Origin of the sequence: Zoogloea sp. LCSB751 (genome assembly GCF_002028455.1) — a bacterium.
Classification (GTDB): domain Bacteria; phylum Pseudomonadota; class Gammaproteobacteria; order Burkholderiales; family Rhodocyclaceae; genus Zoogloea.
On record NZ_MWUM01000040.1, the window covers coordinates 1 to 26,410 of the forward strand.

The 26,410-nt window shown below is 64.7% G+C and carries 21 protein-coding genes and 1 pseudogene; 17 read left to right on the forward strand and 5 right to left on the reverse strand.

The genetic code is table 11. From position 1 onward, the window contains the following. Together B4920_RS24605 and B4920_RS24610 are read left to right on the forward strand one after the other, a co-directional pair. Nucleotides 1-422: IS4 family transposase (locus tag B4920_RS24605; protein WP_305847118.1), on the forward strand; the 422-nt coding region annotated here is incomplete at its 5' end. A 1,219-nt stretch (nucleotides 423-1,641) separates the two neighbouring features. Next, nucleotides 1,642-4,050 (forward strand): bifunctional diguanylate cyclase/phosphodiesterase, encoded by a 2,409-nt coding sequence (locus B4920_RS24610; protein WP_079437397.1) that lies wholly within the window; start codon nucleotides 1,642-1,644, stop codon nucleotides 4,048-4,050. Between the two features lie 34 nt (nucleotides 4,051-4,084). Here B4920_RS24610 and B4920_RS24615 read toward each other — a convergent pair whose 3' ends face one another. Further along, nucleotides 4,085-5,764, reverse strand: coding sequence for a sigma-54-dependent Fis family transcriptional regulator (locus B4920_RS24615; protein WP_079437398.1), 1,680 nt, complete (start codon nucleotides 5,762-5,764; stop codon nucleotides 4,085-4,087). Between the two features lie 193 nt (nucleotides 5,765-5,957). Here B4920_RS24615 and B4920_RS24620 point away from each other — a divergent pair, with 193 nt between their 5' ends. After that, the gene (locus B4920_RS24620) at nucleotides 5,958-6,398 is read left to right on the forward strand and encodes a 2Fe-2S iron-sulfur cluster-binding protein (RefSeq protein WP_368664738.1); all 441 of its coding nucleotides are present in this window, start codon (nucleotides 5,958-5,960) and stop codon (nucleotides 6,396-6,398) included. Nucleotides 6,399-6,408: 10 nt separating this feature from the next. Here B4920_RS24620 and B4920_RS24625 read toward each other — a convergent pair whose 3' ends face one another. Then, nucleotides 6,409-7,404: a cytochrome-c peroxidase gene (locus B4920_RS24625; protein ID WP_079437399.1), complete on the reverse strand. Its 996-nt coding sequence runs from the start codon at nucleotides 7,402-7,404 to the stop codon at nucleotides 6,409-6,411. Nucleotides 7,405-7,925: 521 nt separating this feature from the next. Between B4920_RS24625 and B4920_RS24630 the strand changes: the two genes are divergently transcribed. From B4920_RS24630 to B4920_RS24665, 8 genes are all read left to right on the forward strand, one after another. Continuing rightward, nucleotides 7,926-10,382, forward strand: a complete 2,457-nt coding sequence (locus tag B4920_RS24630) for a TonB-dependent siderophore receptor (RefSeq protein ID WP_254051050.1) — start codon at nucleotides 7,926-7,928, stop codon at nucleotides 10,380-10,382. A 222-nt stretch (nucleotides 10,383-10,604) separates the two neighbouring features. Further along, nucleotides 10,605-10,871 carry a phenol hydroxylase subunit gene (locus tag B4920_RS24635; protein WP_079437401.1) on the forward strand — a complete coding sequence of 89 codons (267 nt, stop codon included), beginning with the start codon at nucleotides 10,605-10,607 and terminating at the stop codon, nucleotides 10,869-10,871. Nucleotides 10,872-10,923: 52 nt separating this feature from the next. Beyond that, nucleotides 10,924-11,922, forward strand: a complete 999-nt coding sequence (locus B4920_RS24640; RefSeq protein WP_079437402.1) for an aromatic/alkene monooxygenase hydroxylase subunit beta — start codon at nucleotides 10,924-10,926, stop codon at nucleotides 11,920-11,922. A gap of 11 nt (nucleotides 11,923-11,933) precedes the next feature. Next, a complete protein-coding gene (locus B4920_RS24645; RefSeq protein WP_079437403.1) occupies nucleotides 11,934-12,203 on the forward strand; it encodes an MmoB/DmpM family protein in 270 nt (89 codons plus the stop codon). 22 nt (nucleotides 12,204-12,225) lie between these two features. Then, nucleotides 12,226-13,782 carry an aromatic/alkene/methane monooxygenase hydroxylase/oxygenase subunit alpha gene (locus B4920_RS24650; protein ID WP_079437404.1) on the forward strand — a complete coding sequence of 519 codons (1,557 nt, stop codon included), beginning with the start codon at nucleotides 12,226-12,228 and terminating at the stop codon, nucleotides 13,780-13,782. A gap of 73 nt (nucleotides 13,783-13,855) precedes the next feature. Next, a complete protein-coding gene (locus B4920_RS24655; protein WP_079437405.1) occupies nucleotides 13,856-14,215 on the forward strand; it encodes a phenol hydroxylase subunit P4 in 360 nt (119 codons plus the stop codon). 3 nt (nucleotides 14,216-14,218) lie between these two features. Further along, entirely contained in the window at nucleotides 14,219-15,274 is a 1,056-nt protein-coding gene (locus tag B4920_RS24660; RefSeq protein ID WP_079437406.1) for an NADH:ubiquinone reductase (Na(+)-transporting) subunit F, read from the forward strand. Between the two features lie 156 nt (nucleotides 15,275-15,430). Next, on the forward strand, nucleotides 15,431-16,360 hold the full coding sequence (locus tag B4920_RS24665) for a catechol 2,3-dioxygenase (RefSeq protein WP_079437407.1): 930 nt from the start codon (nucleotides 15,431-15,433) through the stop codon (nucleotides 16,358-16,360). A gap of 4 nt (nucleotides 16,361-16,364) precedes the next feature. On the opposite strand, the gene B4920_RS24670 is transcribed toward B4920_RS24665, so the two are convergent. The 3 genes from B4920_RS24670 to B4920_RS24680 all read right to left on the reverse strand — a co-directional run bounded on the left by B4920_RS24670 (nucleotide 16,365) and on the right by B4920_RS24680 (nucleotide 21,390). Continuing rightward, on the reverse strand, nucleotides 16,365-19,370 hold the full coding sequence (locus tag B4920_RS24670; RefSeq protein ID WP_079437408.1) for an EAL domain-containing protein: 3,006 nt from the start codon (nucleotides 19,368-19,370) through the stop codon (nucleotides 16,365-16,367). Continuing rightward, the gene (locus B4920_RS24675) at nucleotides 19,367-20,536 is read right to left on the reverse strand and encodes an FIST N-terminal domain-containing protein (RefSeq protein ID WP_079437409.1); all 1,170 of its coding nucleotides are present in this window, start codon (nucleotides 20,534-20,536) and stop codon (nucleotides 19,367-19,369) included. Before B4920_RS24675 ends, B4920_RS24670 begins: the two co-directional genes overlap by 4 nt. Before the next feature lie 143 nt (nucleotides 20,537-20,679). Further along, entirely contained in the window at nucleotides 20,680-21,390 is a 711-nt protein-coding gene (locus B4920_RS24680) for an FCD domain-containing protein (RefSeq protein WP_079437410.1), read from the reverse strand. Nucleotides 21,391-21,561: 171 nt separating this feature from the next. On the opposite strand from B4920_RS24680, the gene B4920_RS24685 reads away from it, so the two are divergent. From B4920_RS24685 to B4920_RS24710, 6 genes and pseudogenes are all read left to right on the forward strand, one after another. After that, the gene (locus tag B4920_RS24685; RefSeq protein WP_079437411.1) at nucleotides 21,562-22,005 is read left to right on the forward strand and encodes a heme-binding protein; all 444 of its coding nucleotides are present in this window, start codon (nucleotides 21,562-21,564) and stop codon (nucleotides 22,003-22,005) included. 37 nt (nucleotides 22,006-22,042) lie between these two features. Then, on the forward strand, nucleotides 22,043-23,503 hold the full coding sequence (locus B4920_RS24690) for a 2-hydroxymuconic semialdehyde dehydrogenase (RefSeq protein ID WP_079437412.1): 1,461 nt from the start codon (nucleotides 22,043-22,045) through the stop codon (nucleotides 23,501-23,503). A gap of 109 nt (nucleotides 23,504-23,612) precedes the next feature. Then, nucleotides 23,613-24,473 (forward strand): alpha/beta fold hydrolase, encoded by an 861-nt coding sequence (locus B4920_RS24695; protein ID WP_079437413.1) that lies wholly within the window; start codon nucleotides 23,613-23,615, stop codon nucleotides 24,471-24,473. A gap of 9 nt (nucleotides 24,474-24,482) precedes the next feature. Then, a complete protein-coding gene (gene dmpE / locus B4920_RS24700) occupies nucleotides 24,483-25,265 on the forward strand; it encodes a 2-oxopent-4-enoate hydratase (protein WP_079437414.1) in 783 nt (260 codons plus the stop codon). Between the two features lie 7 nt (nucleotides 25,266-25,272). Next, nucleotides 25,273-26,067 carry an SDR family NAD(P)-dependent oxidoreductase gene (locus tag B4920_RS24705; RefSeq protein ID WP_079437415.1) on the forward strand — a complete coding sequence of 265 codons (795 nt, stop codon included), beginning with the start codon at nucleotides 25,273-25,275 and terminating at the stop codon, nucleotides 26,065-26,067. A 30-nt stretch (nucleotides 26,068-26,097) separates the two neighbouring features. Beyond that, nucleotides 26,098-26,410 (forward strand): annotated as a pseudogene (locus tag B4920_RS24710) (acetaldehyde dehydrogenase (acetylating)); the annotation flags it as partial.

Sequence of the window (26,410 nt, forward strand, 5' to 3'; positions counted from 1 at the left end):
TCGACTGGTATCGCGCCCGCTGGGAGATCGAACTGTTCTTCCTGGTGCTCAAGGAAGGCTGCCGGGTCGAGCGCCTGCAACTGGCCGACACGCGTCGCCTGCAAAGTGCGCTGGCGCTTTACATGGTGATCGCCTGGCGGATCAACCGCCTGATGCGCCTGGGTCGGAGCCTGCCCGATTTACCCGCCGACATGGCGTTCGAAGCCGATGAGTGGCGGGCCGCCTTTATCCTGAACAAGAAGCCCATCCCGACAGCCGTGCCCGCGCTGAACACCGTCTTGCGCCTGATCGCCCAGCGTGGAGGCTTCCTGGCCCGCCGACATGATGGTGAGCCCGGCGCCAAGACAATCTGGCTCGGTCTCCAGCAGCTGGCCGTCTTTGTCGAAGGCATGCGCCAGGCAAGGAAAATGGATCAGGGGTGAGTTGTGTGTAAGGGGGTGGCTATAACCCCGGTAGGCAATGAACATCAGAAATACCAGAGCTGCGATGACGATCAGAAAATCCATGGTCCTTACCTTTCTGTAACAGCAGTGAAACGGAACGGAAACGGGAACAGAAACGGAAATGCTGATGCCGCCGTACTGCGCGGCGATGAGGTGGGTGAAAAAAGAACGTGTGGAGATTACGCCATATGGGTGATGCTTTTGGCGTTGTTTTGTTAGGGGTTTTCCCCTAGGTGGAACGGTTTAGGGGATTACCCGGAGGGGCGCGGTGAACGTTCTGAATACGGAGGAAAGGGCTTGAGGAGGTTGGAGAGAAATTGCCGGATCAGAAAAGCTGATCCTTTGGTGCGGAATTGCGGCAGTACGCTTGCCGGGTATTGATCGGCACCCGCCTCCGAATGGATTCGACGGCGGTTTCGCAGTGTCGGGAAACTTTACGTCTATGTCCCGTGCGGTGCTCTGTGTGGAGTTAAGGTATTGAATCATTTGATTTTATTTTGTCTGGCGTACATGTTGCTGTTTATGTATACGGTGTGAAGTTCTTGTTGCCCATTTCAGAAGGAGGGGTAATGGAACGCAATAAGAAAATATTGTGCGCCGGCCGCGAAATAATTCTCGTGCGCGCAGGGCCGGCGGGTGCAAGCTAGGCGTGACGGATCGTACGTCGTAACATTTTTCGGCTTTTCGGCATGTTCCGCATCCGGGGGCCAGAGTGAGCGCGAAGGCATTACCCTGGCCTGTTCCGGACTTTCTTGCGGTACCAAGCAAAAAGTCGGTTAGGAGCAGGATCATGAGCCCGCTGAGTTGGTGGTTTGATTATTGGGCCGGCGCTTTTGACGCTTGCCTGTCGCACATGGGGGCGTGGCGATCCTTGCGGTCGCCGGACGAACATCTTCACGACAGTGGCTGGAGCTGATCTGCACCTGCGTGAGGCCGCGGCCCACCGGGTTCAACGGAGCTTGAAGCGGAACGTCGTGGGTACAGGAAATGCCCTTTGTCAGTGGACGAAGGGCATTTGCTTTTGGAGGTTCTGGCAGGACGGGGTGTGGAATACGGCACGGACGCCGTCTTGCCGTGTTCAAGTCTGTAGGGCCCGCGTCGTTAAGGGCAGGTTTGTCCAGCCCGGAATAGGGCTGGATTGCGCCGGAATGTTTGTTTCACAGCATGCCGGTAGTGGTCTTGCCCGAGATTCATCTGAATGGAAAATGAAAACCGCCATGATCAGTTGCTACGCTGGTCTCTGATCGAAAACGCCTTTGCCCAGGGGCAGGGGGGGGCCTTGCTCAATGGGGCCGCGGTGATCTGCGTGGCCTGGTTGCACCGGTCGATGACCGGAGACTGGCTGGCGATTCCATGGTTGCTGGCGATGCTGACGGTGGTTGCCGTCCGGCTGGTGACGCTGCGCCTGGGGGGGCGGATCTTCACCGAATATTCCCTGCCTTTCATGGAGCGTCTGTTCTGGATCCCGCTGGCGGCGGTGTCCGCCTTGTGGGCGCTGCTGCCGTTCCAGTTGTGGTCGGGGATCCGCCTCGAGGAGGTGCTGGTGCTGGCCCTCATCCATTTCGGTCTGGCCGGGCGGGCCGCGTCGGTGCTGGCGCCGGTCCTGTGGTCGGCACGCTTTTACATCGCCTGCCTCCTGCTGCCGGGAGCGGTGCTGTTCTTCACGCTTCCGTCGCCCGGAGCCGTGGTGCTCGGTACGCTGACGATCGGCTATCTGCTGACGATGTTGTCGGCCCATCACTGGGCGCGCAAGACCTTGCTGACGGCCCGGCGCAGCCTGATCGAGAACCAGGGGCTGCTGGGCGAGGCACGACGGCAGCAGGAACTCGTCGAAGCCCTGAACCAGGATCTGCTGGCGGCCCGCGATGCGCTGGCGTCCCAGAACGCCGGGCTGGAAAGCATGGTGGCTGAGCGCACCGCCAAGGTCCGGCTCGCGTCCGCAGCGATCGAAAACATTGCCGCCGGGGTGATCGTCACTGACGCGGAGGGCCAGATCGTCGAGGCCAATCCGGCCTTTTGCGCGATGACCGGCATGTCGCCGGCGGCCATCGTCGGGCAGCCCATCGGGACCCTGAACCCCGCCGATCACGATCCGCTCGCCGTTGAGGCCATGTGGGCCGAACTGCGGCGCATGGGGCACTGGTCCGGCGAGGTATGGAGCCGCAAGGCTGATGGCGGCCTGTTCCTCGAACGCCGTTCCATCGATGCGGTGCGCGATGCCGATGGGAAGGTCACGCACTACGTGTTCGCCGTCACCGATATCACCGAGTCCCAGGAGAAGGACGAGCGCATCCGCTTCCTGGCTTTCCACGATGCGCTGACCGGGCTGCCGAACCGCTTCCTGCTCGAGGACCGCCTGCGTCACGGTATCGAGATGGCCCGCCGCGACCGGGAACAGCTGGGGCTGATGTTCCTCGACCTGGACCAGTTCAAGAGCGTCAATGACAGCCTGGGGCATCAGGTTGGGGACCTGCTGCTGATGGAGGTCGCCCAGCGGGTCAAGAGCCTGGTGCGCCAGTCCGATACGGTGGCGCGCCTGGGCGGCGATGAGTTCGTGGTGCTGGTGCGCGGTCTGCAGAACGGCCGCGTCTGCGCGATGCTGGCCCGCAAGATCATCGAGGCGATCAGCGAGCCGATCCAGGTCCTGTCCCATCGCATCAACATCGGTACGTCGATCGGCGTGGCGGTCTTCCCGGACGACGGCGTGGACGGCACCACGCTGATGAAGAATGCCGACGTCGCCATGTATGCGGCCAAGGCGGCGGGGCGGGGCGTCTATCGCTTCTTCGAGCCGGCCATGTCGGAAGCCGCCCGCTTGCGGCTTGAGCTGGAAACGGCGCTGCGCCACGCGTTGGCCCATGGCGAGCTGAGTCTGCATTACCAGCCCAAGGTGGTCGCCACCAGCGGCCAGATCGTCGGCTACGAGGCGCTGCTGCGTTGGCACAACGCCGAACGGGGTGCCGTCCAGCCGTCCCAGTTCATTCCGGTGGCGGAGGATTGCGGCCTGATCGGCGAGCTGGGGCGGTGGACCCTGCGCGAGGCCTGCCGGCAGATCGCGGCCTGGCACCGCGCCGGTTTTGGCTGGCAGCGGGTGGCGGTGAATATTTCGGCGCGCCAGTTCGTCGAGGGCGACCTGGTCGGCGAGATCCTCTGCCAGGCTGAAGCCGCGGAGATCCCGCCGACCCTGCTGGAGATCGAGCTGACCGAGAGCATGGTGATGAACCGCCCGGAGGCGGCGGCGGAAACCTTGCAGGCGCTGAAAGCGCTGGGCGTGACGGTGGCCATCGACGATTTCGGCACCGGCTACTCAAGCCTGGCCTACCTGCGCCGGCTGCCGATCGACGTGCTGAAGATCGACCGGTCCTTCGTTGCCGAGGCCGATCTGGACGAACACGGGGTGGCGATCGTGCATACCATCCTGGCCCTGGCACGCACCCTTGGGTTGGCGGTGGTCGCCGAAGGGGTGGAGACGGAGAGCCAGGCCGAGCTGCTGCGCCGTGCCGGTTGCGATTTCCTGCAAGGCTACCTGTTCAGCCGGCCGGTGCCTGCAGCGACCATCGAGGCGCGCTGGCAGGCCGCCTCCGACGGTGTGATGGCCCCATCCTGAGCCGGAGCGGGTTGCGCCCCGGGGGCGGGGCGGGTCATACCGAGGCTTCCTTCTTCTTCAGGCGGTAGTTGAGCTGGGGGCGGGTGATGCCGAGCAGGCGCGCCGCGCCGGACAGGTTGCCCTTCGCTTCCTTGACCGCATGCTGGATCAGCGCCTGTTCGAAGCCGTCCAGGCCCATGCCGGCGGCGATGACCTGGTTGCACAGGGTGTCGGTGGTGTCTTTCGCATCCGCCGCACTCAGGCTGCCGGCATCGTTGATGCCTTCCTGGCTGGCCTCGAAGTCCTGGGGGCCGGCGAACAGGTGGTCCACCTCGATCCATTCGTCCTGCGGGGCAAGGATCACGCCGCGCTCGATGGTGTTCTCCAGCTCACGGATATTGCCGGGCCAGGCATGGCCCTTGAGGGCGCGCAGGGCCTTGTCGGTGACGCCGGCGAGGCGCTTGCCGTGCAGGGCGCCGAAACGCTTCAGCATGGCTTCGACCAGCAGCGGAATGTCGGCGACCCGCTCGCGCAGCGGCGGGATCACCACCGGATAGACGTTGAGCCGGTAGAACAGGTCGCTGCGGAAGCGCCCGGCCTTGACCGCGGCGTGGAGGTCCACGTTGGTCGCGGCGACCAAGCGCACGTTGATCTTGCGCGTGCGGTCGTCGCCGAGACGTTCGATCTCGCCTTCCTGCAGTACGCGCAGCAGCTTGGCCTGGGCGGCCAGCGGCAGTTCGCCGACCTCGTCGAGGAACAGGGTGCCGCCGTCGGCGCGTTCGAACTTGCCCATCCGCGAGACCTGGGCGCCGGTGAAGGCGCCGCGCTCGACGCCGAACAGCTCCGACTCGATCAGATCGTGGGGCAGGGCCGCACAGTTGATCGCCACGAAAGGGCCGCCGGCGCGCGGGCTCATCTCGTGCAGCGCGCGGGCGAAACGCTCCTTGCCGACGCCGGTTTCGCCGAGCAGCAATACCGTGACCTGGGTGACGGCGGCCTTGTCGATCAGCGTGTAGGCGTGGCGGAAACCCGCCGACGAGCCGATCAGGCTGGGCGGTGGCAGGCGGCGTTCCAGCGTGGCGCGCAGTGCATCGACCTCGCTGCGCAGTTCGAGCATGCGGCTGACGATGGAGTCAGCCTCGTAATACGGTGTGTAGTCGGCGGCGTCCGGCCATTCCTCCACCGGCTTGCCGACGATCCGGCAACGGTTGCGGCCGGTGGCCATGCACTCGGTTTCCTTGAAAAGGATGAAGCGTCCCATGAAGGCCGAGGTGTAGCCCGACGCGTAGCCGATCTGCATCCAGCACACCGGATGCTCCGCATGGCCGAACTCGCGCACATGGACTTCCGCCTCGACGGAGTTCTCCCACAGGAAATCGCCGTAGAAGTGGCTGGCGTCCTTGTCGAAGTCGAGCTTGAATGGGGTGACATGCACCATGCCTTCGAGCATGTGCAGCTGGGGACCGACCACGAAGGCGTCCTGCAGGCTGTGGTCGCCGCGGATCTTCCTGGCCAGCTCGGCATCGCGGGCGCCGGCGGCGTAGCCCATGCGGGTGAGGATGCGGCGGGCCTGGTCGATGCCGAGCGAGTTGATGAGTTCCTTGCGCAGTTCGGACAGGGCCGCCGCGTGCATCAGGATCATGCGGCTCTCGTCGAGCCAGATCAGGCCCTTCTCGGAACAGAAGCGCAGGAGGCTGCGCAGATCGGCGTTCTGCGGGTAATGGATGTCGCTCACGATGTCTCCTCCAGCGTCTTCCGCCGCTTGATAGGAATAGTGATGGCCGGCGTGTCGCCGGGCAGCGGGAAGACAAGGCCTTATACCACGTGCCCGATGTGGGGCTGCGGACGCTCTGCACGGCAGCGCGCCGATTCCTCATCAGCTTGCGTTATAAGCTTATTGGCGATAATAATACATAATCTCGAGAAAAATGAAACCGGACCGATTCGCCAGCAAGAGCGAGGACGCCGGATCGACGATGCGCCAGGAGGAGACCATGGCCCAGAAGTACCTGATCCATATCGGAAACAGCGGTGAGGACTACAGCTGCGATGCCGAATTGAACCTGTTGCGCGGCATGGAGGTGCTGGGGCGGCGGGGCATCCCCGTCGGTTGCCGCGGCGGCGGATGCGGGGTGTGCAAGGTGGCGATCCATTCCGGCAGTTTCGAAGCCCGCAAGATGAGCCGCGACTGTGTGAGTGCGGAGGAAGAGGCCAGCGGCGTGGTGCTGGCCTGCCGCGTCTTCCCCCGCGGCGAGATGTCCCTGACCGTGGTTGGCAAGATGGTCAAGGCGCTGGAGCGGGGAATGGAAAAAACGGGGACGCCCGATGGCGCCCCCGCTGTACGCTCGCCGGCCAGTCCGGCGAGCTGAGACCACAGGCTCAGAACGGCTGCGGCCGCGGCGTGGTGTCGGAAGACGGCGGCAGTACCGGCAGCTTGAACGACGGCTGCTGGCCGGTGAGGGTCTTCAGGAAGGCGACGATCTTGGCGTTTTCGTCGGCACTGAACTTGCGGCCCAGCTGCAGGCGGCCCATGGTGTCCACCGCCTCGCCGAGCGTCGCCGCGCCGCCGTCGTGGAAGTACGGATAGGTGAGTTCCACGTTGCGCAGCGTGGGCACCTTGAACAGGAAGCGATCGGCATCCTTGCCGGTCACCGCGATGCGCCCCTCGGCCGGGCTGTTCGCCTTGTAAGCCTCAACCACCCCCATCTTCTGGAAGGAGTTGCCGCCAACGGCCGGGCCGTTGTGGCATGCCACGCAGCCGCTGTCCTTGAACAGCTTGTAGCCGGCCAGCTCTTCCGTATTCAGCGCCTTCTTGTTGCCCTTCAACCACTGGTCGAAGCGCGAATTGGGCGTCACCAGCGTCTCTTCGAAGGCGGCGATTGCGCCGGTGATGCGGTCCACGTTGATTTCGTCGGAGCCGTAGGCCTTGCGGAAGGCGCCCACGTAGCTGGGAATGGTCTTCAGGGTGTTGACCGCCAGTTCGTGGCTGAAGGCCATCTCGCCCGGGTTGGCGATCGGACCGCCGGCCTGCGCCTTGAGGTCGGCGGCACGGCCGTCCCAGAACTGGGCCAGGTTGTAGCGGGCATTGAGCACCGTGGGGGAATTGATCGGTCCTTTCTGCCAGCCGTGGCCGATGGAACTCTTGAGGTTGTCGCTGCCGCCCAGGGAGAGATTGTGGCAGGAGTTGCAGGAAATGAAGCCCGACTTGGACAGGCGGGGGTCAAAGAACAAAGCCTTGCCCAGCTCGACGGCCGCCGGGTTGGTGATCTTCGGCGGGGTGATCGGCTGGATCGGCTCGGCGGTGGGGGCGGCCTGGCTGCTGCCAAGGGCGCCGAAGGCCAGGGTGATGAGTGCGGCGGTGTGACGGAGAGGCATTGGGGACTCCTTGCGGTTGGGGAAGGGGCGGCCGTGTCGGGAGGGCTGTTGTGCCCCGGGCGGCTCGATCGGGATGTTCGGTGAAAAGGTTTAAGGAATCCTTAAGGAATATGCTTTTTGGAATGCTTGATGTCAAATGCCTATTTTGGGTCGCATTCAGGGCCTGTTCCAGAAATGGCGATGTGACCCGAAATGAAACCGGGTTGATGACGATGTGTTGAAGCGCAAACACTTGAGGTAATGGAGGGTTCAATTCCGGCCATGTTCGGCGGCTGGAGGCCGATGTCATTTCACTGCAATATCATTTGTTTGGAATTGGGTAGCGGACAGGCTGGCCAGATGTGACCGGTGGAACTTGATTGGCATGATTGCTGCCATGGCATGCGCTTCCCAATCAGGAGGTGATGTCGATGAAGCAGTCTTTCAGTCATGTCAGTCTTATTCGCCGGACGCGGGCCGGGGATTCCGCGCCACGCCCATGCGCCCCTTCCGTATTGGCCGCGGCAATTGCGGCGGCCCTGTTGGGCAGTTCGCCCTTGCAGGCGGCAGAAGGTGTCGATGACAAGGCCGCGGTGCCCGAAACCACCGGTAGTGCGCTGGATACCGTCATCGTCACCGGGGTGCGCGGCGGCCGGCGGACGGTGGTCGAGAGCCCCGCACCGATCGACATCATCAGTGCGGACCAACTGGCGCGCAGCGGCGGGCGGGCCGAACTCGGCGAAGCACTGACCCGCCTGTTGCCGTCCTTCAATTTCGGCTATCACGTGGCCGGTGTGAATTCCATCGTGAGGCCGGTTTCCAATCGTGGCCTCGGGCCGGCCTATACGCTGGTGCTGGTCAACGGCAAGCGCCGCCACAACAGCGCACTGCTCACCAACGGCGGCGGCGACAGCAGCGGCGTCAATGCGGTGGACCTGGATCTGATCCCCTTGAGCGCGGTGCATCACATCGAGGTGCTGAAGGACAGCGCGGCGGCGCAATACGGCACCGACGCGGTGGCCGGCGTGGTGAACATCGTCCTCAAGCGTAACTTTGGCGGCCACGTGGGCTTGTCCAGCGGCCGCCTGTATGAAGGCGACGGCGATCTGACGACCACCAAGGGTGAAGCCGATTTCGGCACCGAACTGGGTTCGGACGGTTTCATCCATTTCAGCGTCGATGCGCGCAAGCGTGGCCAGGCGTGGAACAATTTCCCGGCGACCAATACCGTCAATTGGTCGCCGGCCTCCAACCCCAAGAATGCCACCTGGAACCGGGACGGCGCGCATAACGGGGATCCCCAGATCGAGGCCTGGAACCTGTCCTATAACGCTGAATTGCCGGTCAACAGCGCGGTGTCGCTGTATTCATTCGGTACCGGCGGGCAACGGGATACGGTGGCCGGCAACAACTTCCGCCGCGCCAACGGGCTGGCGACGATCACCCAACTGTTCCCCGACGGCTATTTCGCCCTCAACAATTCCCACGAGATCGACTTCCAGTTCGTATTCGGTGCAAAGGGGCGGAGCAACGATTGGGACTGGGACTTGAGCACCTCCTATGGCAAGAGCCGTAATCGCCAGTTCAGCGACCTGACCATCAACCCGTCCCTGGGTCCGGCCTCGCCGACGCGCTTCGACAACCTGGCGACCTATCAGTTCACCCAGTGGGTGAACAACCTGGACGTGACCCGTGGCTTCGATATCGGTCTGAAGAAGCCCCTGCAGGTGTCCTTCGGCGGGGAGTTCCGCCAGGACGGCTTCGATACCTTTGCCGGCGATCCGCTCGGCTATACCAACGGTGGCTATGTCTTCAAGGCGGGCGACCAGGAGGGGAATCCCAACGTGGGCAAGCCGGCCAACGTCGGCGCCCAGGCCGCGGTGGTGCTGGCGCCGATCGACGAAGCCCATCTCAAGCGCAACGTGGCGGGGGCCTACCTGGACCTGGGCTTCCACCCGCGGGAGAACTGGTTCGTCGATACGGCGATACGGGCCGAACGCTATGGCGATGGCTCCGGCAACACGGTGAGCGGCAAGCTCAATTCCCGCTACGATCTCACGCCCCAGTTTGCGGTACGTGGCACGGTGGGGTCGGGCTTCCGTGCGCCGTCCCTGTCCCAGATCGGCTATGCGCAGACGGACAACCGCACCAACACCGACATCAACGGCAACCTGGTGCCCAGCTTGTCAAAACTGCTGCGCAACACCTCGCCGCTGGCGCGGGAACTCGGCGCCGAAGACCTGAAGCCGGAGAAGTCCACCAACTTTGGCCTGGGCGTCACCTTCCAGCCCGATCGCCAGACCAACATCACCCTCGATGCCTATCGGGTCGACATCCGCGACCGCATCATCCGCACCGGCTATCTCTATGGTCCGGCGTTTGCGCCGCTGTTGCAGAAGTACGGCTACACCGGCGGTGAGTGGGTGCAGTACTTCGCCAACGCGGTGGATACCAAGACCACCGGGGTGGATCTGGTGGCCGAAACGACGCGGGACTACGCCCGGCTGGGGACGGTGCGCTGGAGCGCCGCCTTCAACTGGAACAAGACCGAGGTGGAGAGGATCAAGAATACCCCGTCGGCAATCGCCAATGTGGGCGCGAACCCCGGCGGCAACACGATCTGGTTCCCGCGCTCGTCGGTGGGCGGGCTTACCGACGGCTATCCGCAGACCAAGCTGATCCTCGGCGCGCGCTGGTTCATCGACCGCTTCGACATCAACCTCGCCGCTACCCGCTATGACAAGCTCACCTGGTTCCGTTCCGAGAGATCGGCCCAGGACGTGAACTTCGGCGCCAAGTGGATCACCGACCTGGATGTGAATTACGCGCTGACGAAGTCGTGGAAGCTCACCGTGGGCGCAGCCAATCTGTTCAACGTGCGTCCCGACAAGAACGGGCCCGGCGAGCCGACCACCGGGACGTCGAGCGCCGTATACGGCACCCAACCCTACGCCACCGCCGGCGGCTTCTACTACGGCAAGATCGCTTACGACTTCTGAGCACGGCCAGTCAGGCGAATCCGGCGCGGCCGGGTTCGCCTGACTGTTTCACCAGATCATCAAGCTGCACTGCAGCATTTGATCAATTGATCAATCCATAAAATCCGCTTTTTCTCGTAATCTCGAGAAAAAGCGGATTTTGTCTTTCTGGATCAGGGGTTTGCCGGATCTGGTACGGGGCTTGATTAGGAGAAGCCTGTTGCAGACCAGACCGAGGACACGATGATCGATCCGACCAGCCCGCCGCCCGTGGATGTGAACCGCAAGTACGTACGCCTGGTGGAGCGGCGCCCCGACGGCCTGGTGGAGTTCGAGTTCTCCATTTCCGATCCCGCGCTCTTCGTCGAGATGCTGCTGCCCGAGGCCGCCTACGAGGAGTTCTGCCAGACCAACCGGGTGATCCTCCTGGAGGGTTCCCGGCCGGAGGCGGAGGAGGACGGCGCCTTCAACTGGAGTCTCCACGAGGCCACGCACCAACGCTTCAGATGAACCGGCCGGGCCGCACGCCCGGAATTTGAATAGAAGAAGGAGGAGAGACACCATGCAGATGGATCTGCGCACCGTCACCATCAAGCCGCAGCGGCAGACGTTCGACCACATCGCCCGCCGCATCGGCGCGGACAAGGCGGCGACCCGCTATCAGGAAGGCACGCTGGAAGTTCAGGCGACCCACAACTTCCATTACCGACCGACCTGGGATCCGGACCACGAGATCTTCGACGCCTCCCGCAGCGCGATCAAGATGGCCGACTGGTACGCCTTCAAGGACCCGCGCCAGTTCTACTACGGCGCCTACACGCTGGCCCGCGCCAAGCAGCAGGAAACCGCCGAGTCGAATTTCGACTTCGTCGAGGGCCGTGGCCTGGCCGACACGCTGCCGGCCGAGCTGACCGACACCGTGCTCAAGTTGCTGCTGCCGCTGCGCCACGCAGCCTGGGGCGGCAACATGAACGCCGCCTTCATCACCGCCTACGGCTACGGCACCGCGCTGACCCAGCCGTGCATCTTCCACTCCATGGACATGCTGGGCATCGCCCAGTACATCACCCGCGTCGGCCTGCTGCTGGGCGACGACGTGGACGTGCTCGACACCGCCAAGCAGAGCTGGATGGAAGACAGCGCCTGGCAGGGCCTGCGCCGCTACGTGGAAGACTGTTTCGTGCTGAAGGACCCGCTGGAAGTCTTCGTCGCCCAGATGGTGGCGCTGGATGGCCTGCTGTACCCGCTGGTGTACGAAACCATCATCGACAACGTGCTCTCGTCGAAGGGTGGCACGCCGATCGCGATGCTCACCCAGTTCATGACCGACTGGTTCGCCGAAACCAGGAAGTGGGTGGACGCCACGGTGAAGACCGCGGCCGCCGAATCCGCCGAGAACAAGACCCAGATGGAAACCTGGATCACCCACTGGCGCGACCGCGCCGCCGCCGCGCTGATGCCGATCGCCCAGATCGCCCTCGGTGCCGAAGCCGACGCCATCACCAGCGAGGTGGTGGACCAGTTCAACGCGCGCATGGCCAAGGCCGGCGTCAGCCTCTGAAAGGAAGCCCCATGTCCAAGGTATTCATCGCGCTGCAGACCAACGACGACACCCGCCAGATCATCCAGGCCATCCTCGCCGACAACCCCCATGCCGTCTGCAACGAGCAGCCGGCGATGGTGAAGATCGACGCCGAAGGCTCGCTGGTCGTGCGCCGCTCGACCATCGAGGAGCTGATCGGCCGCGATTTCGACCTGCAGGAACTGCACATCAACCTGATTTCCCTCACGGGCAACGTCGACGAGACCGACGACGAGCTGACCCTGAGCTGGAACGCCTGAACCCTTCGAGGAGACGCGCAAGATGGACATGAAAGTCGGCAAGAAGAAGCTGGGCCTCAAGGAGAAGTACCAGCACATGACCCGCGGCCTGGGCTGGGAAACCACCTACCAGTCGATGGACGACGTGTTCCCCTTCGTCAAGTACGAAGGCATCAAGATCCATGACTGGGACAAGTGGGAAGACCCCTTCCGCCTGACCATGGACGCCTACTGGAAGTACCAGGCCGAGAAGGAGCGCAAGCTGTACGCGATCATCGACGCCTACGCCCAGAACAACGGCCACCTCAACGTCACCGATGCGCGCTACCTCAACGCCATCAAGCTGTTCCTGAACGGCATCAGCCCGCTGGAGTACATGGCCCACCGCGGCTTCGCGATGACCGGCCGCCAGTTCCCCGGTGTTGGCGCACGGGTTGCCTGCCTGATGCAGTCCCTGGACGAGATCCGCCACGCCCAGACGCAGATCCACTCCCTGTCCAACTACAACAAGTACTACAACGGCTTCCACGACTACCGGCACATGCTGGAGCGCGTGTGGTACCTGTCGGTGCCGCGCTCGTTCTTCGACGACGCCGTCACCGCCGGCCCCTTCGAGTTCATGGTGGCGATCGGCTTCAGCTTCGAGTACGTGCTGACCAACCTGCTGTTCGTGCCCTTCGTGTCCGGCGCCGCCTACAACGGCGACATGGGCACCATGACCTTCGGCTTCTCGGCCCAGTCCGACGAAGCCCGTCACATGACGCTGGGCCTGGAGGTCATCAAGTTCGTGCTGGAGCAGGACCCGGACAACCTGCCCATCGTGCAGCAGTGGATCGACAAGTGGACCTGGCGCGGCTACCGCGTGCTGACCCTGGTCGGCATGATGATGGACTACATGCTGCCCAAGCGCATCATGAGCTGGAAGGAAGCCTGGGAGGTTTACTTCGAGGAGAACGGCGGCGCGCTGTTCAAGGATCTGGCCCGCTACGGCATCCGTCCGCCCAAGTGGCTCGACCAGATCGAGCAGGACAAGGACCACATCTCCCACCAGGCCTGGGCGACCTTCTACAACTACGCCGCGGCGTGCAACTTCCACACCTGGATTCCCACCGACGACGAACTGGACTGGCTGTCGCAGAAGTACCCGAACAGCTTCGACAAGTACTACCGGCCGCGCCTGGAGCACTGGCGCGAGGAGGCCAAGAAGGGCAACCGCTTCTACAACAAGACGCTGCCCATGCTTTGCCAGACCTGCCAGATCCCGATGATCTTCACCGAGCCGGGCGATCCCACGCAGATCTGCTACCGCGAGGTCGATTACAAGGACAACAAGTACCACTTCTGCTCCGACGGCTGCAAAGAGATCTTCGAGCACGAGCCGGAGAAGTACATCCAGGCCTGGCTGCCGGTGCACCAGATCTACCAGGGCAACTGCTTCGAGGAAGGCGTCGATCCGACCGCCGAGGGCTTCGATCCGCTGTCGGCCGTGCTCGACTACTACCACCTGGCCCAGGGGCGCGACAACCTGGACTTCGAAGGTTCCGAGGACCAGAAGAACTTCGAGGCCTGGCGCGGCATGGCGACCAAGAACGCCGCCTGACAGACAGGAGTGAATCCGGCCCGGCGCAGGGCGCCGGCCGGATTCCGCACCGGAAAATACAAGGAGACAAACCATGGGCGTAGCCGCCATCAAGGAATATTCCTTCGAGTCCGCCGACCGGCTCGAGAACTTTCACGGCAACCAGCTGCTTTACATCGGCTGGGACCAGCACCTGCTGTTCTGCGCGCCGTTCTGCCTGCCGTTCCCGCCGAGCATGCGTTTCGGCGACATCATCGACAAGGTGCTGCCGGGCGTCTTCGGCTATCACCCCGACTTCGCCAAGGTCGACTGGAGCAAGGTCGAGTGGCTGAAGTCCAGCCAGCCCTGGCAGCCGGACTTCAACAAGACGCTGGCCGAACTGGGGCTCAAGCACAAGGACGTGCTGCGCTTCCGCACCCCCGGCCTTACCGGCATCAAGGGTTCTGCGAGCTGAATCATGTCCTACGAGCTGACCATCGAACCCCTCGGCCAGACCATCGAGGTCGAGGAGGGGCAGACCATTCTGGATGCCTCCCTGCGTGCTGGCATCTGGCTGCCCCATGCGTGCTGCCACGGCTTGTGCGCCACCTGCAAGGTGCAGGTGCTGGACGGGGAAGTGGACCACGGTGAAGCCTCGAGCTTCGCGCTGATGGATTTCGAGCGTACCGAGGGCAAGACCCTGGCCTGCTGTGCGCGCCTCGAAAGCGACGTGACCATCGAAGCGGAAATCGAGGAAGAGCCGGACGCCGAGTCCATCCCGGTGAAGGACTTCCCCGGAACCGTGAAGCGTATCGAGCAGCTCACGCCGACCATCAAGGGCATCTTCGTCGAGCTCGACGAGGCCATCCACTTCCAGGCTGGCCAGTACATCAACCTGGATATTCCGGGCCTCGGCATCAGCCGTGCCTTCTCGCTGGCCAACGTGCCGTCGACGGGGCGGGAGATCGAGCTCAACGTCCGCATCGTGCCCGGCGGCACCGGCACCGGCTATCTCCACGAGAAGCTGGCGGAAGGGGATCGGGTCAAGCTGTCCGGCCCTTACGGCCGCTTCTTCGTGCGCAAGTCGGCCAATGTCCCGTTGCTGTTCATGGCCGGCGGCTCGGGGCTGTCCAGCCCGCGCAGCATGATTCTCGACCTGCTGGCCGAAGGCAGCACGTTGCCGATCACTCTGGTGTATGGCCAGCGCAGCCGCGCCGAGCTGTACTACCACGACGAGTTCCTGGCGTTGGCGGAGACGCATCCCAACTTCACCTACGTGCCGGCGCTGTCGGACGAGCCGGCGGATTCCGCCTGGCAGGGCTTCCGGGGCTACGTGCACGAGGCGGCCAAGGCCCACTTCGACAACGACTTCCGCGGCCGCAAGGCTTACCTGTGCGGCCCGCCGATGATGATCGACGCGTGCATCTCGACCCTGATGCAGGGCCGTCTGTTCGAGAACGACATCTATACGGAAAAGTTCTTCTCGGCGGCAGATGCGCAGCAGGTGCGCAGTCCGTTGTTCAAGCGGGTTTGATAATTAAATCGATATAAAAATAAAATCTCGAGAATAAATTGACTTATCGAGATGAGAGTTTAAGATAACCACAGTGCTCGCCGGGTCGGGAAGCTGCGCCGCAACGCGGTTTCCCGGGCGATGCCGGCATCCACAAGGACAAGAGGAGATAACGAAATGGCAATGACCGGAGTTCTGCGTCCCGGCCACATGCAGCTGCGCGTGCTGGATCTGGAAGAGGGCGTCAATCACTACAAGAATGTGCTGGGCCTCATCGAGACCGGCCGCGACGCCCAGGGCCGCGTGTATTTCAAGGCCTGGGACGAGCGCGACCACAACAGCCTGATCCTGCGCGAGGCGGAATCCGCCGGCATGGACTTCTTCGCCTTCAAGGTGGCCGACAAAGCCACGCTGGAAAAGCTCAACAACGACCTGCGGGCCTACGGCGTCCAGACCGAGCGCATCCCCGCTGGCGAGCTGCTGGAAACCGGCGAGCGCGTGCGCTTCGAGATTCCGTCCGGTCACCAGATCGAGCTCTATGCCGAAAAGACCGATGTTGGCAACGGCATGGCTTACGTAAACCCGGACCCCTGGACGCCCGATGCCGAGCGCGGCATCGCGCCGGTGCGCCTGGACCACTGTCTGCTCTACGGCCCCGACATCGAGAAGGTGCAGAAGCTGTTCAAGGACGTGCTGGGCTTCTACCTGGTCGAGCGCGTGCTGATGGAAGACGGCGAGACCGACCTGGCGATCTGGCTGTCCTGCTCCCACAAGGCCCACGACATCGCCTTTGTGCGCCACCCGGAGCCGGGCAAACTGCACCACGTGTCCTTCCTGCTCGATAGCTGGGAGAAGGTCCTGCGTGCGGCAGACATCATGTCCATGAACAAGGTGTCCATCGACATCGGCCCGACCCGCCACGGCGTAACCCGCGGCACCACGATCTACGCCTTCGATCCGTCCGGCAACCGCTTCGAGACCTTCTGCGGCGGCTACCAGCCTTACCCGGATTACGCGCCGATCACCTGGACCTGGGAAGAGGTCGGCACCGGCGTGTTCTACCACGACCGCAAGCTCAACGAGCGCTTCCTGACCGTCGTTTCCTGAGCTTTCAGTGATGATGCCGGCCGGCCGCGGAATCCGCAGTCAGGCCGTCGGTCAGCGCCGCAGCCTCGATGGGGCGGCTCATCAGGTAGCCCTGCACCTCGTGGCAGCCGATGCCCGAAAGGAAATCCAGCTGCTCGCGGGTTTCCACCCCTTCGGCAATCACCCGTAGTTTCAGTGACTGGCCCATGCGCACGATGGCCTCGGCAATGGCCCGGTCTTCCTCATCGTCCGGGATGTCCTTGACGAAGGAGCGATCGACCTTGAGTTTGGTGACCTGGAAGCGCTTCAGGTAGGCCAGGCTCGAATAGCCGGTGCCGAAATCGTCGATGGCCACCGACATGCCCAGGCTGCGTACGTAGGCGATCAGCTCGATGAAGCGGGCGGCGTCGCTCATCAGCGCCGACTCGGTGAGTTCCAGCTCGATCAGCCGCGGGTCGGCACCGGTGTCTCTCAGCACGGCGGCGAGGGTGGCCGAGAAGTCGTCGCGGTGCAGTTGCACGGCCGACACATTGACGGCGACCTTCAAGGCCTTGCCGGCGTCGGCCCAGGTACGGGCCTGGCGGCAGGATTCATACAGCGCCCATTCACCGATCGGCAGGATCAGGCCGGTGTCTTCGGCCAGCGGGATGAAGCGTCCAGGGCTGACGTCGCCAAGCTGCGGTGAGCGCCAGCGCATCAATGCCTCGGCGCCGATCATGCGGCCGTCGCCGATGGTGAACTGCGGTTGATAGACCAGTCGCAGTTCGCCCGCACCGAGGGCGCGGCGCAATTGGGTGGTGAGGGACAGGCGCTCGGCCGAGTCCTGGTTCATGCGTTCGTCGAAGAAGCTGAAGGTTGCGCGGCCGCGGGCTTTGGCGTGGTACATGGCCATGTCGGCCTTCTTCAGCAGGGTGTCGAAATCCTTGCCGTCCCCCGGTGAGACGGCGATGCCCAGCGTGCCGGTGGCGGTCAGCGCGTGGCCGCCGAGCTCGAAGGGCTTTTCCAGCGTGCGACAGATCTTCTCTGCGACTGCCGCGTAGAAGCGCGTCGACTCGCCCCCTTCGACGAGGATGATGAACTCGTCGCCACCCAGGCGGCTGATCGTGTCGCTGTGGCGCAGGCAGCCGGCCAGGCGATTGGTCACGGCCATCAGCAGATCGTCGCCGATGGCGTGGCCGAGGGTGTCGTTGATGTGCTTGAACTGGTCCAGGTCGAGGAAGAACATTCCCAGCGTGCCGTTGTTGCGGACGCTGCGCTGAAAGGACTGCTCGAAGCGGTCACGCAACAGGATGCGGTTGGGCAGGCCGGTCAGCGCGTCGTGGTGGGCCATGTACTGGATCTGCGCTTCGGCGGCCTTGCGCGCGCTGATGTCGCTGAAGGCGGCGACGTAATGGGCGACGCTGGCGTCTGGATTGCGTACGACGCGGATCGTCAGCCACTTGGGGTAGACGCGCCCGCTCTTGTGGCGGTCCACGATCTCGCCCTCCCAGCGGTCGTCCCGGGCCAGGGCTTCCCACATGGATTTGTAGAAGCCGTTGTCGTGCTGGCTGGACTTCAGGATGGACGGGCTGCGGCCGAGAACCTCTGCCGCAGCGTAGCCGGTGATGGTGCTGAAGGCCGAATTGACGCTCTCGATGCGGTTGTCCGCATCGGTCACCATCAGCGCCTCGTTGCTGTGATTGAACACCAGTTGGGCCAGTTCCAGCTGGGCATGCTGCTCGCGCTGGCGGGTGATGTCGCTGAACACCCAGATGGCGCCTTCGCTGCCGCTGCGCGCATCCACCGGCCGGCCTGACAGGCGGATCCATACGTGGCTGCCGTCCTTGCGCAGCATGCGGACGTCGCCCTCGCTGTAGCCGCGGGTTGCCAGCTCCTGGTAGATGTGGCCACCGACCTCCAGGTAGTCCGTACGGCTCGGATAGAGGATCTCGGTGCTCTGGCCGATCAGGTCCGACGGCGAGTGGTAGCCGAAGATCGCTGCCATGTGCTGGTTGGCGTCGAGGATCAGGCGGTCGCGGCAGAAGATGATGCCCACATGGGCGTTGTCGAAGATTGCCCGCTGCTGGACCAGCAGGCGGCCGATGCGGGCCTCGCCTTCCTTCAGGGAAGTGATGTCGCCAACCGTCAGCACGAAGCCTTCGTCGGGCATCGGGAAGCGCCCGAGCTCCAGTACCGGTCCGTCGCCGCTGCGCTGCTCGAAGCGCGTGGCCCTGGATTGGGGGGCCAGACCCGGCGGGCACAGGCGGCTGATCGCCGGGCTGTGGTGGCGCAGGGCGGCGAGGGGGCTGCCGGTCTCGGCGAGGGGCGCCGGCAGGGCCAGCAGCGCGAAGAAGCGCTTGTTGCAGGCCACCAGGTGTTCGTCCCGGTCGAAGACCGCGATGCCCTGGTCGATGCTGTCCAGCGTCGACTGCAGCAACTGGGACTTGCGGGCCAGGGCCTGCTGGCGCAGCAAGGCTTCCTCGGCTTTCAGATCGGTCACGTCGGAGTAGATGCCGACCAGGCAGCCATCGTCCATGCGCCGCTCGCGGATCTGCAGGATCTGCCCGGACGGGAGTTTCAATTCGCTGCGGTCCTGGCGGCTCCGGCAGGCCTGGAGGCGGTGCGGCAGTGCGGGGTCGGTGGCGCAGGCGGCCAGTACCTCGCCGAAGGAGCGTCCGCCGAGGTGGCCGTCGAGCCCCCACAGGTGCCGGAAGGCTTCGTTGCACAGCAGGATGCGGTCGTCGGCGTCGAACAGCGCGAAGCCGTCGGACATGTTGTCCATCGCCGCTTCGAGCTGGTGGCGTGCGGCGCTGGCTTCGGCGGACATCTCGCGCAGGGCCTTCAGGGTGGCGACCAGCTCCTCGGTGCGCTGGCGGATCTGCTCTTCCAGCATGAAGGTGGTCTGTAGCAGGCCATAGTCCTGACCCGGGGCGGTCGGGTTGCTCTCCGCCTGGAAAACCAGCGCGTCGATGATGCGGTCGCGGCGCTCGATCTCGGCGCGCAGCCCGGCTGCGTCGTCGGGGGCGCAACGCAGCTCGTCGGTGTGGCTCATCGTCTGGGCTCCCTGCCGAAGGCGATGCCGGTGAAGGTCTGGTTGAGGTGCAGGCCGCGGAACTGCTCGCCGAAGGTGTTGAAGCCGACGACGCGGGCGTCGGCGAAGCGTTGTCCGACCTGGTCGGACAGTCCGGTCTCGGTGGCGGCCAGGCGCCGCAGTATGCAGTCGCAGCCGAGTATCAGCTCCGCCTCGCCGACAGCTCCGGAGGCGGCGTCGAGGGCCTTGTCCAGGTTGGTCAGCAAGTCTTCCCCGTGGGCGATCTTGAAGACGATGCCACGGTCGATGGCGCAGAAGAAGTCCAGGCTGCCGTCCGGATTGGCGCGCTGGATCGAACGTACGAAGTCGGCGCCGCCGATGCGCACCAGCACCGGGTTGGCGGCAAAAACGGCGGGGGTCAGCTGGGCGACGTCGAGCCCGAGAGCGTGGGCGTATTCGCCGGCGGCGGCGCAGCCGTTCAGTTCGGTGACGCGGCGTTCGGCGGGGATCGCGCCGGTGACGATCAGGCGTGCGTCGGTGGGGGCGAAATGCTGGGTCTGGAACACCTCCAGCGGGCGGTGGCTGACGCCGACCAGCAGCACCGCCGCGTTGTCCACCAGACGCCCCTTATAGATGACTCGGGTGTCGACGAAGTGCAGATCGTCGCCGGCGGAGCCACCCGACAGGGGAATGCCGCCGAGGCCATCGTGAAAGGCGCGGGCGACGCTTTCTTCACGTCCGCACAGGCCATCCACCAGCATGAAGGCGAAGCAGGACAGGCTGTCGAGGCGGCTGTGGCGGGCCTGCAGCACGTTGCGCAGGTCGCGGGCAAAGGCCGCCATGCAGTGCGGATCGAGCCGGTCGAGGCCGTCGAGCAGGCCGATCTCGAAGTCGATCACATCGTCACCGAGGGATGCGCCGGCCAGGCTGGCCTGCTGATAGCCGCGTGGGCCGATCTCGCCGGCCGTCGTGCAGCCAATCAGCGGCGTTCGCCCGAAGGCCTCGGCGAAGCCGGCTTCCAGCTGTTCCGGCGCGTAATTGCTGGAGGCGAAGACGAGGGACAGGCGGTCGGGGGCCGGGACCAGCTCCCCGGCGAGTTGGCGAGCGGCCGCTGTTGCGTCCGCGTCATGGCTCTCACCAACGCGGATGCCCTTTGCCGGGGCTCCGTTGGCAGGGTGGGGCGTCATTTTATTTGTGTCTCCTCGGCGTGGCGCGTCTGTGCACGGCCTTTACGCGCCTGCGTGGGCGCGTTGCGGGGAGATTAACGGAGCGGCGGGTGTATGTCTTTAGTTATATCTCACGAAGACCGGTGGTTGAGTTTGGTGCCCCGCTAATTGATGAAATCGGCCGGCAGCTGGCGCACCGCGTCCAGCGTGCGCAGGATGTGTTCGGAGAGGATGCGGGTGGCCTCGGCGCTGTTGCGGGCGAGGGCCGCGTCGACGATGGCCTGGTGCTCGGCGTGCACGTCCCGCGGGATCGGCTGGCGGAACAGGGACAGGCGGCGGTAGCGCTCCGACTGGTGGTACAGGATGTTCTGGAAGTGGCGGATCCAGCGCGACGGGCAGGCCGAGATCAGCACCTCGTGGAAGGCCCGGTTGCGCAGCTCCCATTCTTCGCGGGTGCCCTTGGCGCCCTCGATGAGCTTGTCCTCGGCGCGGGACAGCATGTGGAAGGCCGCTACCACGTTGGCTTCCCAGGTGTCATCGCCGAGTTCGATGGATTGCTGCAGCGCGGAGGTCTCGAGCAGCACGCGGGTGCGGGTGATGTCGGCGAAGTCGTCGAGGGAGATCGGCGCGACGCGGAAGCCACGCTGCCCCTGGGCCACCACCAGTGCGTCGGTGACGAGCAGCTGCAGCGCCTCGCGCAGGGTGCCGGCGCCCACTTCATATTGATCCTTCAGGTGCTCGACCCGCAGCTTTTCGCCGGGGCGGTGCACGCCTTCGATGATGTCCCGGCGCAGCTGGCGGTAGGCCGCCTCGGCCAGGGTCTTGGGTTCGTCGGCTTCGCTGGCGAGGTCGGTGCTGGAGACTAGGTCATTCATGGTGTGGATTCCAATGTTCTGGCGGGGCCGCTTGGACGCCCGGCGATTATTATGAATTCTAGCCGAACAGGCTTGGAACGATCATAATCAAAAATCTCGAGAAAAACTGTTGACGTCGAGATAAGAAGGAAATATCGTTCCATCAACGACACTGATTCAGGACCGACCCCGATGAGCCAGCCTTCCGCCACCCCGCTTTCCGTTCCCCAGGCCGTGATTTCTGCCGAGGCGGCCAGCCTCGCGCTGCAGGCCGCGGTGGCGCACGCCAGCAAGATCGGTGTGCGCATCAACGTGGCGGTGGCCGACAGCGGCGGCAACCTGGCCGGCTTCCTGCGCATGCCGGGCGCCTTTGTGCAGTCCATCGACATCGCCATCGACAAGGCCTACACCGCGGCCGGCTTCGGCTTTTCGACCAAGGACTGGATGGCGGTGATCGGCCACGACGAGGGCATGAAGCTGGGCTTCTCCGCGCGGCCGCGCCTGGTGGTGTTCGGCGGCGGCCTGCCGATCCGCGGCGCGGATGGGCTGATCGGCGGCATCGGCGTCTCCGGTGCGTCCGAAGCCCAGGACGAGGAATGCGCACGGGCAGCCCTCCAGGCCATCGGCGCCGAGTGAACAAGACAAGCTCTTCACCAGGAAGGACGAACAGCAGATGAAACTGATCAAGAACTTCATCAACGGAGAATTCGTCGAGGCCGCCGGCGGCCGCCTCTTCGAGAAGCGTTCCCCGCTGGACAACAGCGTCATCGCCCAGGTCAGCGAAGCCGGCCTGCCCGAGGTGAATGCGGCGGTCGCCGCCGGCCACGCGGCGCTGGAAGGAGAATGGGGCCGCATCACCGTCGCCGACCGGGTCGAGCTGCTGTACGGCGTGGCCAACGAGATCAACCGCCGCTTCGAGGACTTCCTGGCGGCGGAAGTGGCCGACACCGGCAAGCCGCGCAGCCTGGCCAGCCACCTGGACATTCCCCGCGGCGCCGCCAACTTCAAGATCTTCGCCGACGTGGTGAAGAACGTGCCCAGCGAGTTCTTCGAGATGGCCACGCCGGATGGCCGTGGCGCGATCAACTACGCGCTGCGCCGCCCGGTCGGTGTGGTCGGCGTGGTGTGCCCGTGGAACCTGCCGTTGCTGCTGATGACCTGGAAGGTCGGCCCGGCCCTGGCCTGCGGTAACGCGGTGGTGGTCAAGCCTTCCGAGGAAACCCCGCAGACTGCCACGTTGCTCGGCGAGGTGATGAACGCGGTCGGCATCCCGAAGGGCGTCTACAACGTGGTGCATGGTTTCGGCCCGGATTCCGCCGGCGAATTCCTGACCCGTCACCAGGGCGTCAACGCGATCACCTTCACCGGCGAGACCCGTACCGGCGCGGCGATCATGAAGGCCGCCTCCGACGGTGCCCGCCCCGTGTCCCTGGAAATGGGCGGCAAGAACCCGGCCATCGTCTTCGCCGACGCCGATCTGGATGCGGCCATCGAAGGCACGCTGCGTTCCTGCTTCGCCAACTGCGGCCAGGTCTGCCTCGGCACCGAGCGGGTGTATGTGGAGCGCCCGCTGTTCGACACCTTCGTTGCCCGTCTGAAGCAGGGCGCCGAGAAGCTGGTCGTCGGTCTGCCCGACAACCCGGAAACTGGCATGGGGCCGCTGATCTCCCAGGAGCACAAGCAGAAGGTCCTTTCCTACTACCGCAAGGCGGTGGAGGAGGGCGCCACCGTCGTGACCGGCGGTGGCGTGCCCGACATGCCTGGCGCCCTGAGCGAAGGTGCCTGGGTCCAGCCGACGATCTGGACCGGCCTCGGCGACGAAGCCGCCATTGCCCGCGAGGAAATCTTCGGCCCCTGCACGCTGGTGATGCCCTTCGACAGCGAAGAGGAAGTCGTCCGCCGCGCCAACAACACCACCTACGGCCTCGCCGCCTCGGTGTGGACCAAGGATGTGACCCGCGCCCACCGCGTCGCCGGCCGTCTGGAAGTGGGACTGGTGTGGGTCAACTCCTGGTTCCTGCGGGACCTGCGCACGCCCTTTGGCGGTGCCAAGCAGTCCGGTATCGGCCGCGAAGGCGGTGTGCATTCCCTCGAGTTCTATACCGAACTGAAGAACGTCTGCGTGAAGCTCTGACAGCTCCAAACAGTAGGGGCGAATTCATTCGCCCTCGGCTGCCTGAATTAAGTCCGCGGGCGAATGAATTCGCCCCCACGGTGAAACGATAAAAAGGATTTCAACGATCATGAGCAGCATTCCGTCCTCCCCGGAAATCGGCCGCTTCCTCCCGGCGGCCGGCCGGCAGACCAACGTCCATGACCTGGGCTCTGGCGAGCCGGTGCTGCTCATCCACGGCTCGGGGCCGGGCGTCACCGCCTGGGCCAACTGGCGGCTGGTGATGCCGGCCCTGGCCGAGGCCCGCCGCGTCATCGCGCCGGACATGCTCGGCTTCGGCTACACCGAGCGCTTGCCCGGCGATGTCTATTCGATGGACCGTCAGGTTGCCCATGCGATCGCCGTGCTCGACGCCCTCGGCATCGAGCGCACCGATCTGGTCGGCAACTCCTTCGGCGGTGCCATCGCGCTGGCGCTGGCGATCCGCCATCCCGAGCGGGTCCGCCGGCTGGTGCTGATGGGCAGCGTCGGTGTGCCTTTCGAGATCACCCCGGCGCTGGACGCCGTGTGGGGCTACCAGCCGTCCTTCGAGGCCATGCGCGGCCTGCTCGACCTGTTCGCCTACGACCGTAACCTGGTCAATGACGAGCTTGCCCAGTTGCGCTACGAGGCCAGCATCCGGCCGGGCTTCCAGGAGTCCTTCGGCGCCATGTTCCCGGCCCCGCGCCAGCGCTGGGTGGATGCGATGGCCAGCCGCGAGGTCGACATCCGTGCGCTGCCCAATCAGACCCTGGTGATCCACGGCCGCGAGGACAAGGTCATCCCGCTGCAGACCTCCCTGACCCTGGCCCGCTGGATCCCCCGTGCCCAGCTCCACGTGTTCGGTCAGTGCGGCCACTGGACCCAGATCGAGCACGCCGACCGTTTCGCCCGTCTCGTCGCCGACTTCCTCGCCGAAGCCACCGACGCCGAACCCCAACCGCTTTCCTGAGAGAAATCCATGGACAAGGCCCTGATCACCCAGCTTGGCGACGAGCTCTACAACGCCCTCGTCAATCGCGAAACCCTGACCCCGCTCACCGAGCGCCATCCCGAGATCACCATCGAGGATGCCTACCAGATCCAGCAACAGATGATCGCCCGCCGCCTGGCGGCCGGCGAGCGCGTGGTCGGCAAGAAGATCGGCGTGACCTCCAAGGTTGTCATGAACATGCTCGGCGTGCATCAGCCCGACTTCGGCTGGCTGCTCGACGGCATGGTGTACAACGAGGGCGAGGCGATTCCCGCCAACACCCTGATCCAGCCCCGCGCCGAAGGCGAAATCGCCTTCCTCATGAAGAAGGACCTGATGGGGCCCGGCCTCACCGCCGCCGACGTGCTGGCCGCTACCGAAGGCGTGATGGCCTGTTTCGAGATCGTCGACAGCCGCATCAAGGACTGGAAGATCAAGATCCAGGACACCGTCGCCGACAACGCCTCCTGTGGCGTGCTGGTGCTGGGCGACCGCATGGTCGACCCGCGCAAGGTGGACCTCGCCACCTGCGGCATGGTCCTCGAGAAGAACGGCGAGATCGTCGGCACCGGCTCCGGCGCGGCGGCCCTCGGTCACCCGTGCAACGCCGTGGCCTGGCTGGCCAACACCCTCGGCCGCCTGGGCATCGGCCTCAAGGCCGGTGACATCGTGCTGTCCGGCTCCCTGGCCGCGCTGATCCCGGTGCAGGCCGGCGACAGCCTGCGCGTCACCATCGGTGGCATCGGCGGCTGTTCCGTCCGTTTCAGCTGAGGCCGCCATGGATCTGCAACTGACCGGCAAGCGCGCCCTCGTCACCGGCTCCACCTCGGGCATCGGCTTCGCCATCGCCCGCCAGCTGGCCGCCGAAGGCGCCGAGGTGATCATCAACGGACGCAGCCGTTCCGGCGTGTCGGCCACCATCGCGCGCCTGCTCGAAGCGGTGCCGGGCGCCAAGGTCAGCGGTATCGCCGCCGATCTGGGCACTGCCGCCGGCTGCGAGGCGCTGGTGACCACCTGTGCCGACGTGGACATCCTGGTGAACAACCTCGGCATCTTCGATCCGCGCCCTTTCGAGGAGATCGACGACACCGAATGGTTCCATTTCTTCGAGACCAACGTGATGAGCGGCGTGCGCCTGTCCCGCCACTACCTGCCGGCCATGAAGGCCCGCAATTGGGGCCGCATCGTGTTCATCTCCAGCGAATCCGGCATCTGCCCGCCGGCCGAGATGGTGCATTACGGCATGAGCAAGTCGGCCCAGCTGTCGGTGGCCCGCGGCATCGCCGAAACCTGTACCGGCTCCGGCGTAACGGTCAATTCCGTGCTGCCCGGCCCGACCCGCACTGAAGGCGTCACCACCTTCTTCGGCCGCCTGGCGGAAGAGCAGGGCGTGTCCCTGGAGCAGGCGGAGAAGGATTTCTTCGCCAACGCCCGGCCGACCTCGCTGATCAAGCGCTTCATCGACCCGGCGGAGGTGGCGAATCTCGTCGCCTACGTCTGCAGTCCCCTTTCGTCTGCCACCCACGGCGCGGCCCTGCGGGTCGAAGGCGGTGTGGTGCGCAGCATGGTTTAACCCTTCGCGACCCCAAAAGGAAACACAGCGATGACCAAGAAAATCAAATGCGCCCTGATCGGCCCGGGCAACATCGGCACGGACCTGCTGGCCAAGCTGCAGCGCAGCCCCGTGCTGGAGCCGGTGTGGATGGTCGGCATCGACCCGGAATCGGACGGCCTCAAGCGGGCCCGTGAGATGGGCCTCAAGACCACCGCCGACGGCGTGGACGGCCTCCTGCCCCACGTGCTGGCCGACGGCGTGCAGATCGCCTTCGACGCCACCAGCGCCTACGTGCATGCCGAGAACAGCCGCAAGCTCAACGAGCTCGGCGTGCTGATGGTCGACCTCACTCCTGCCGCCA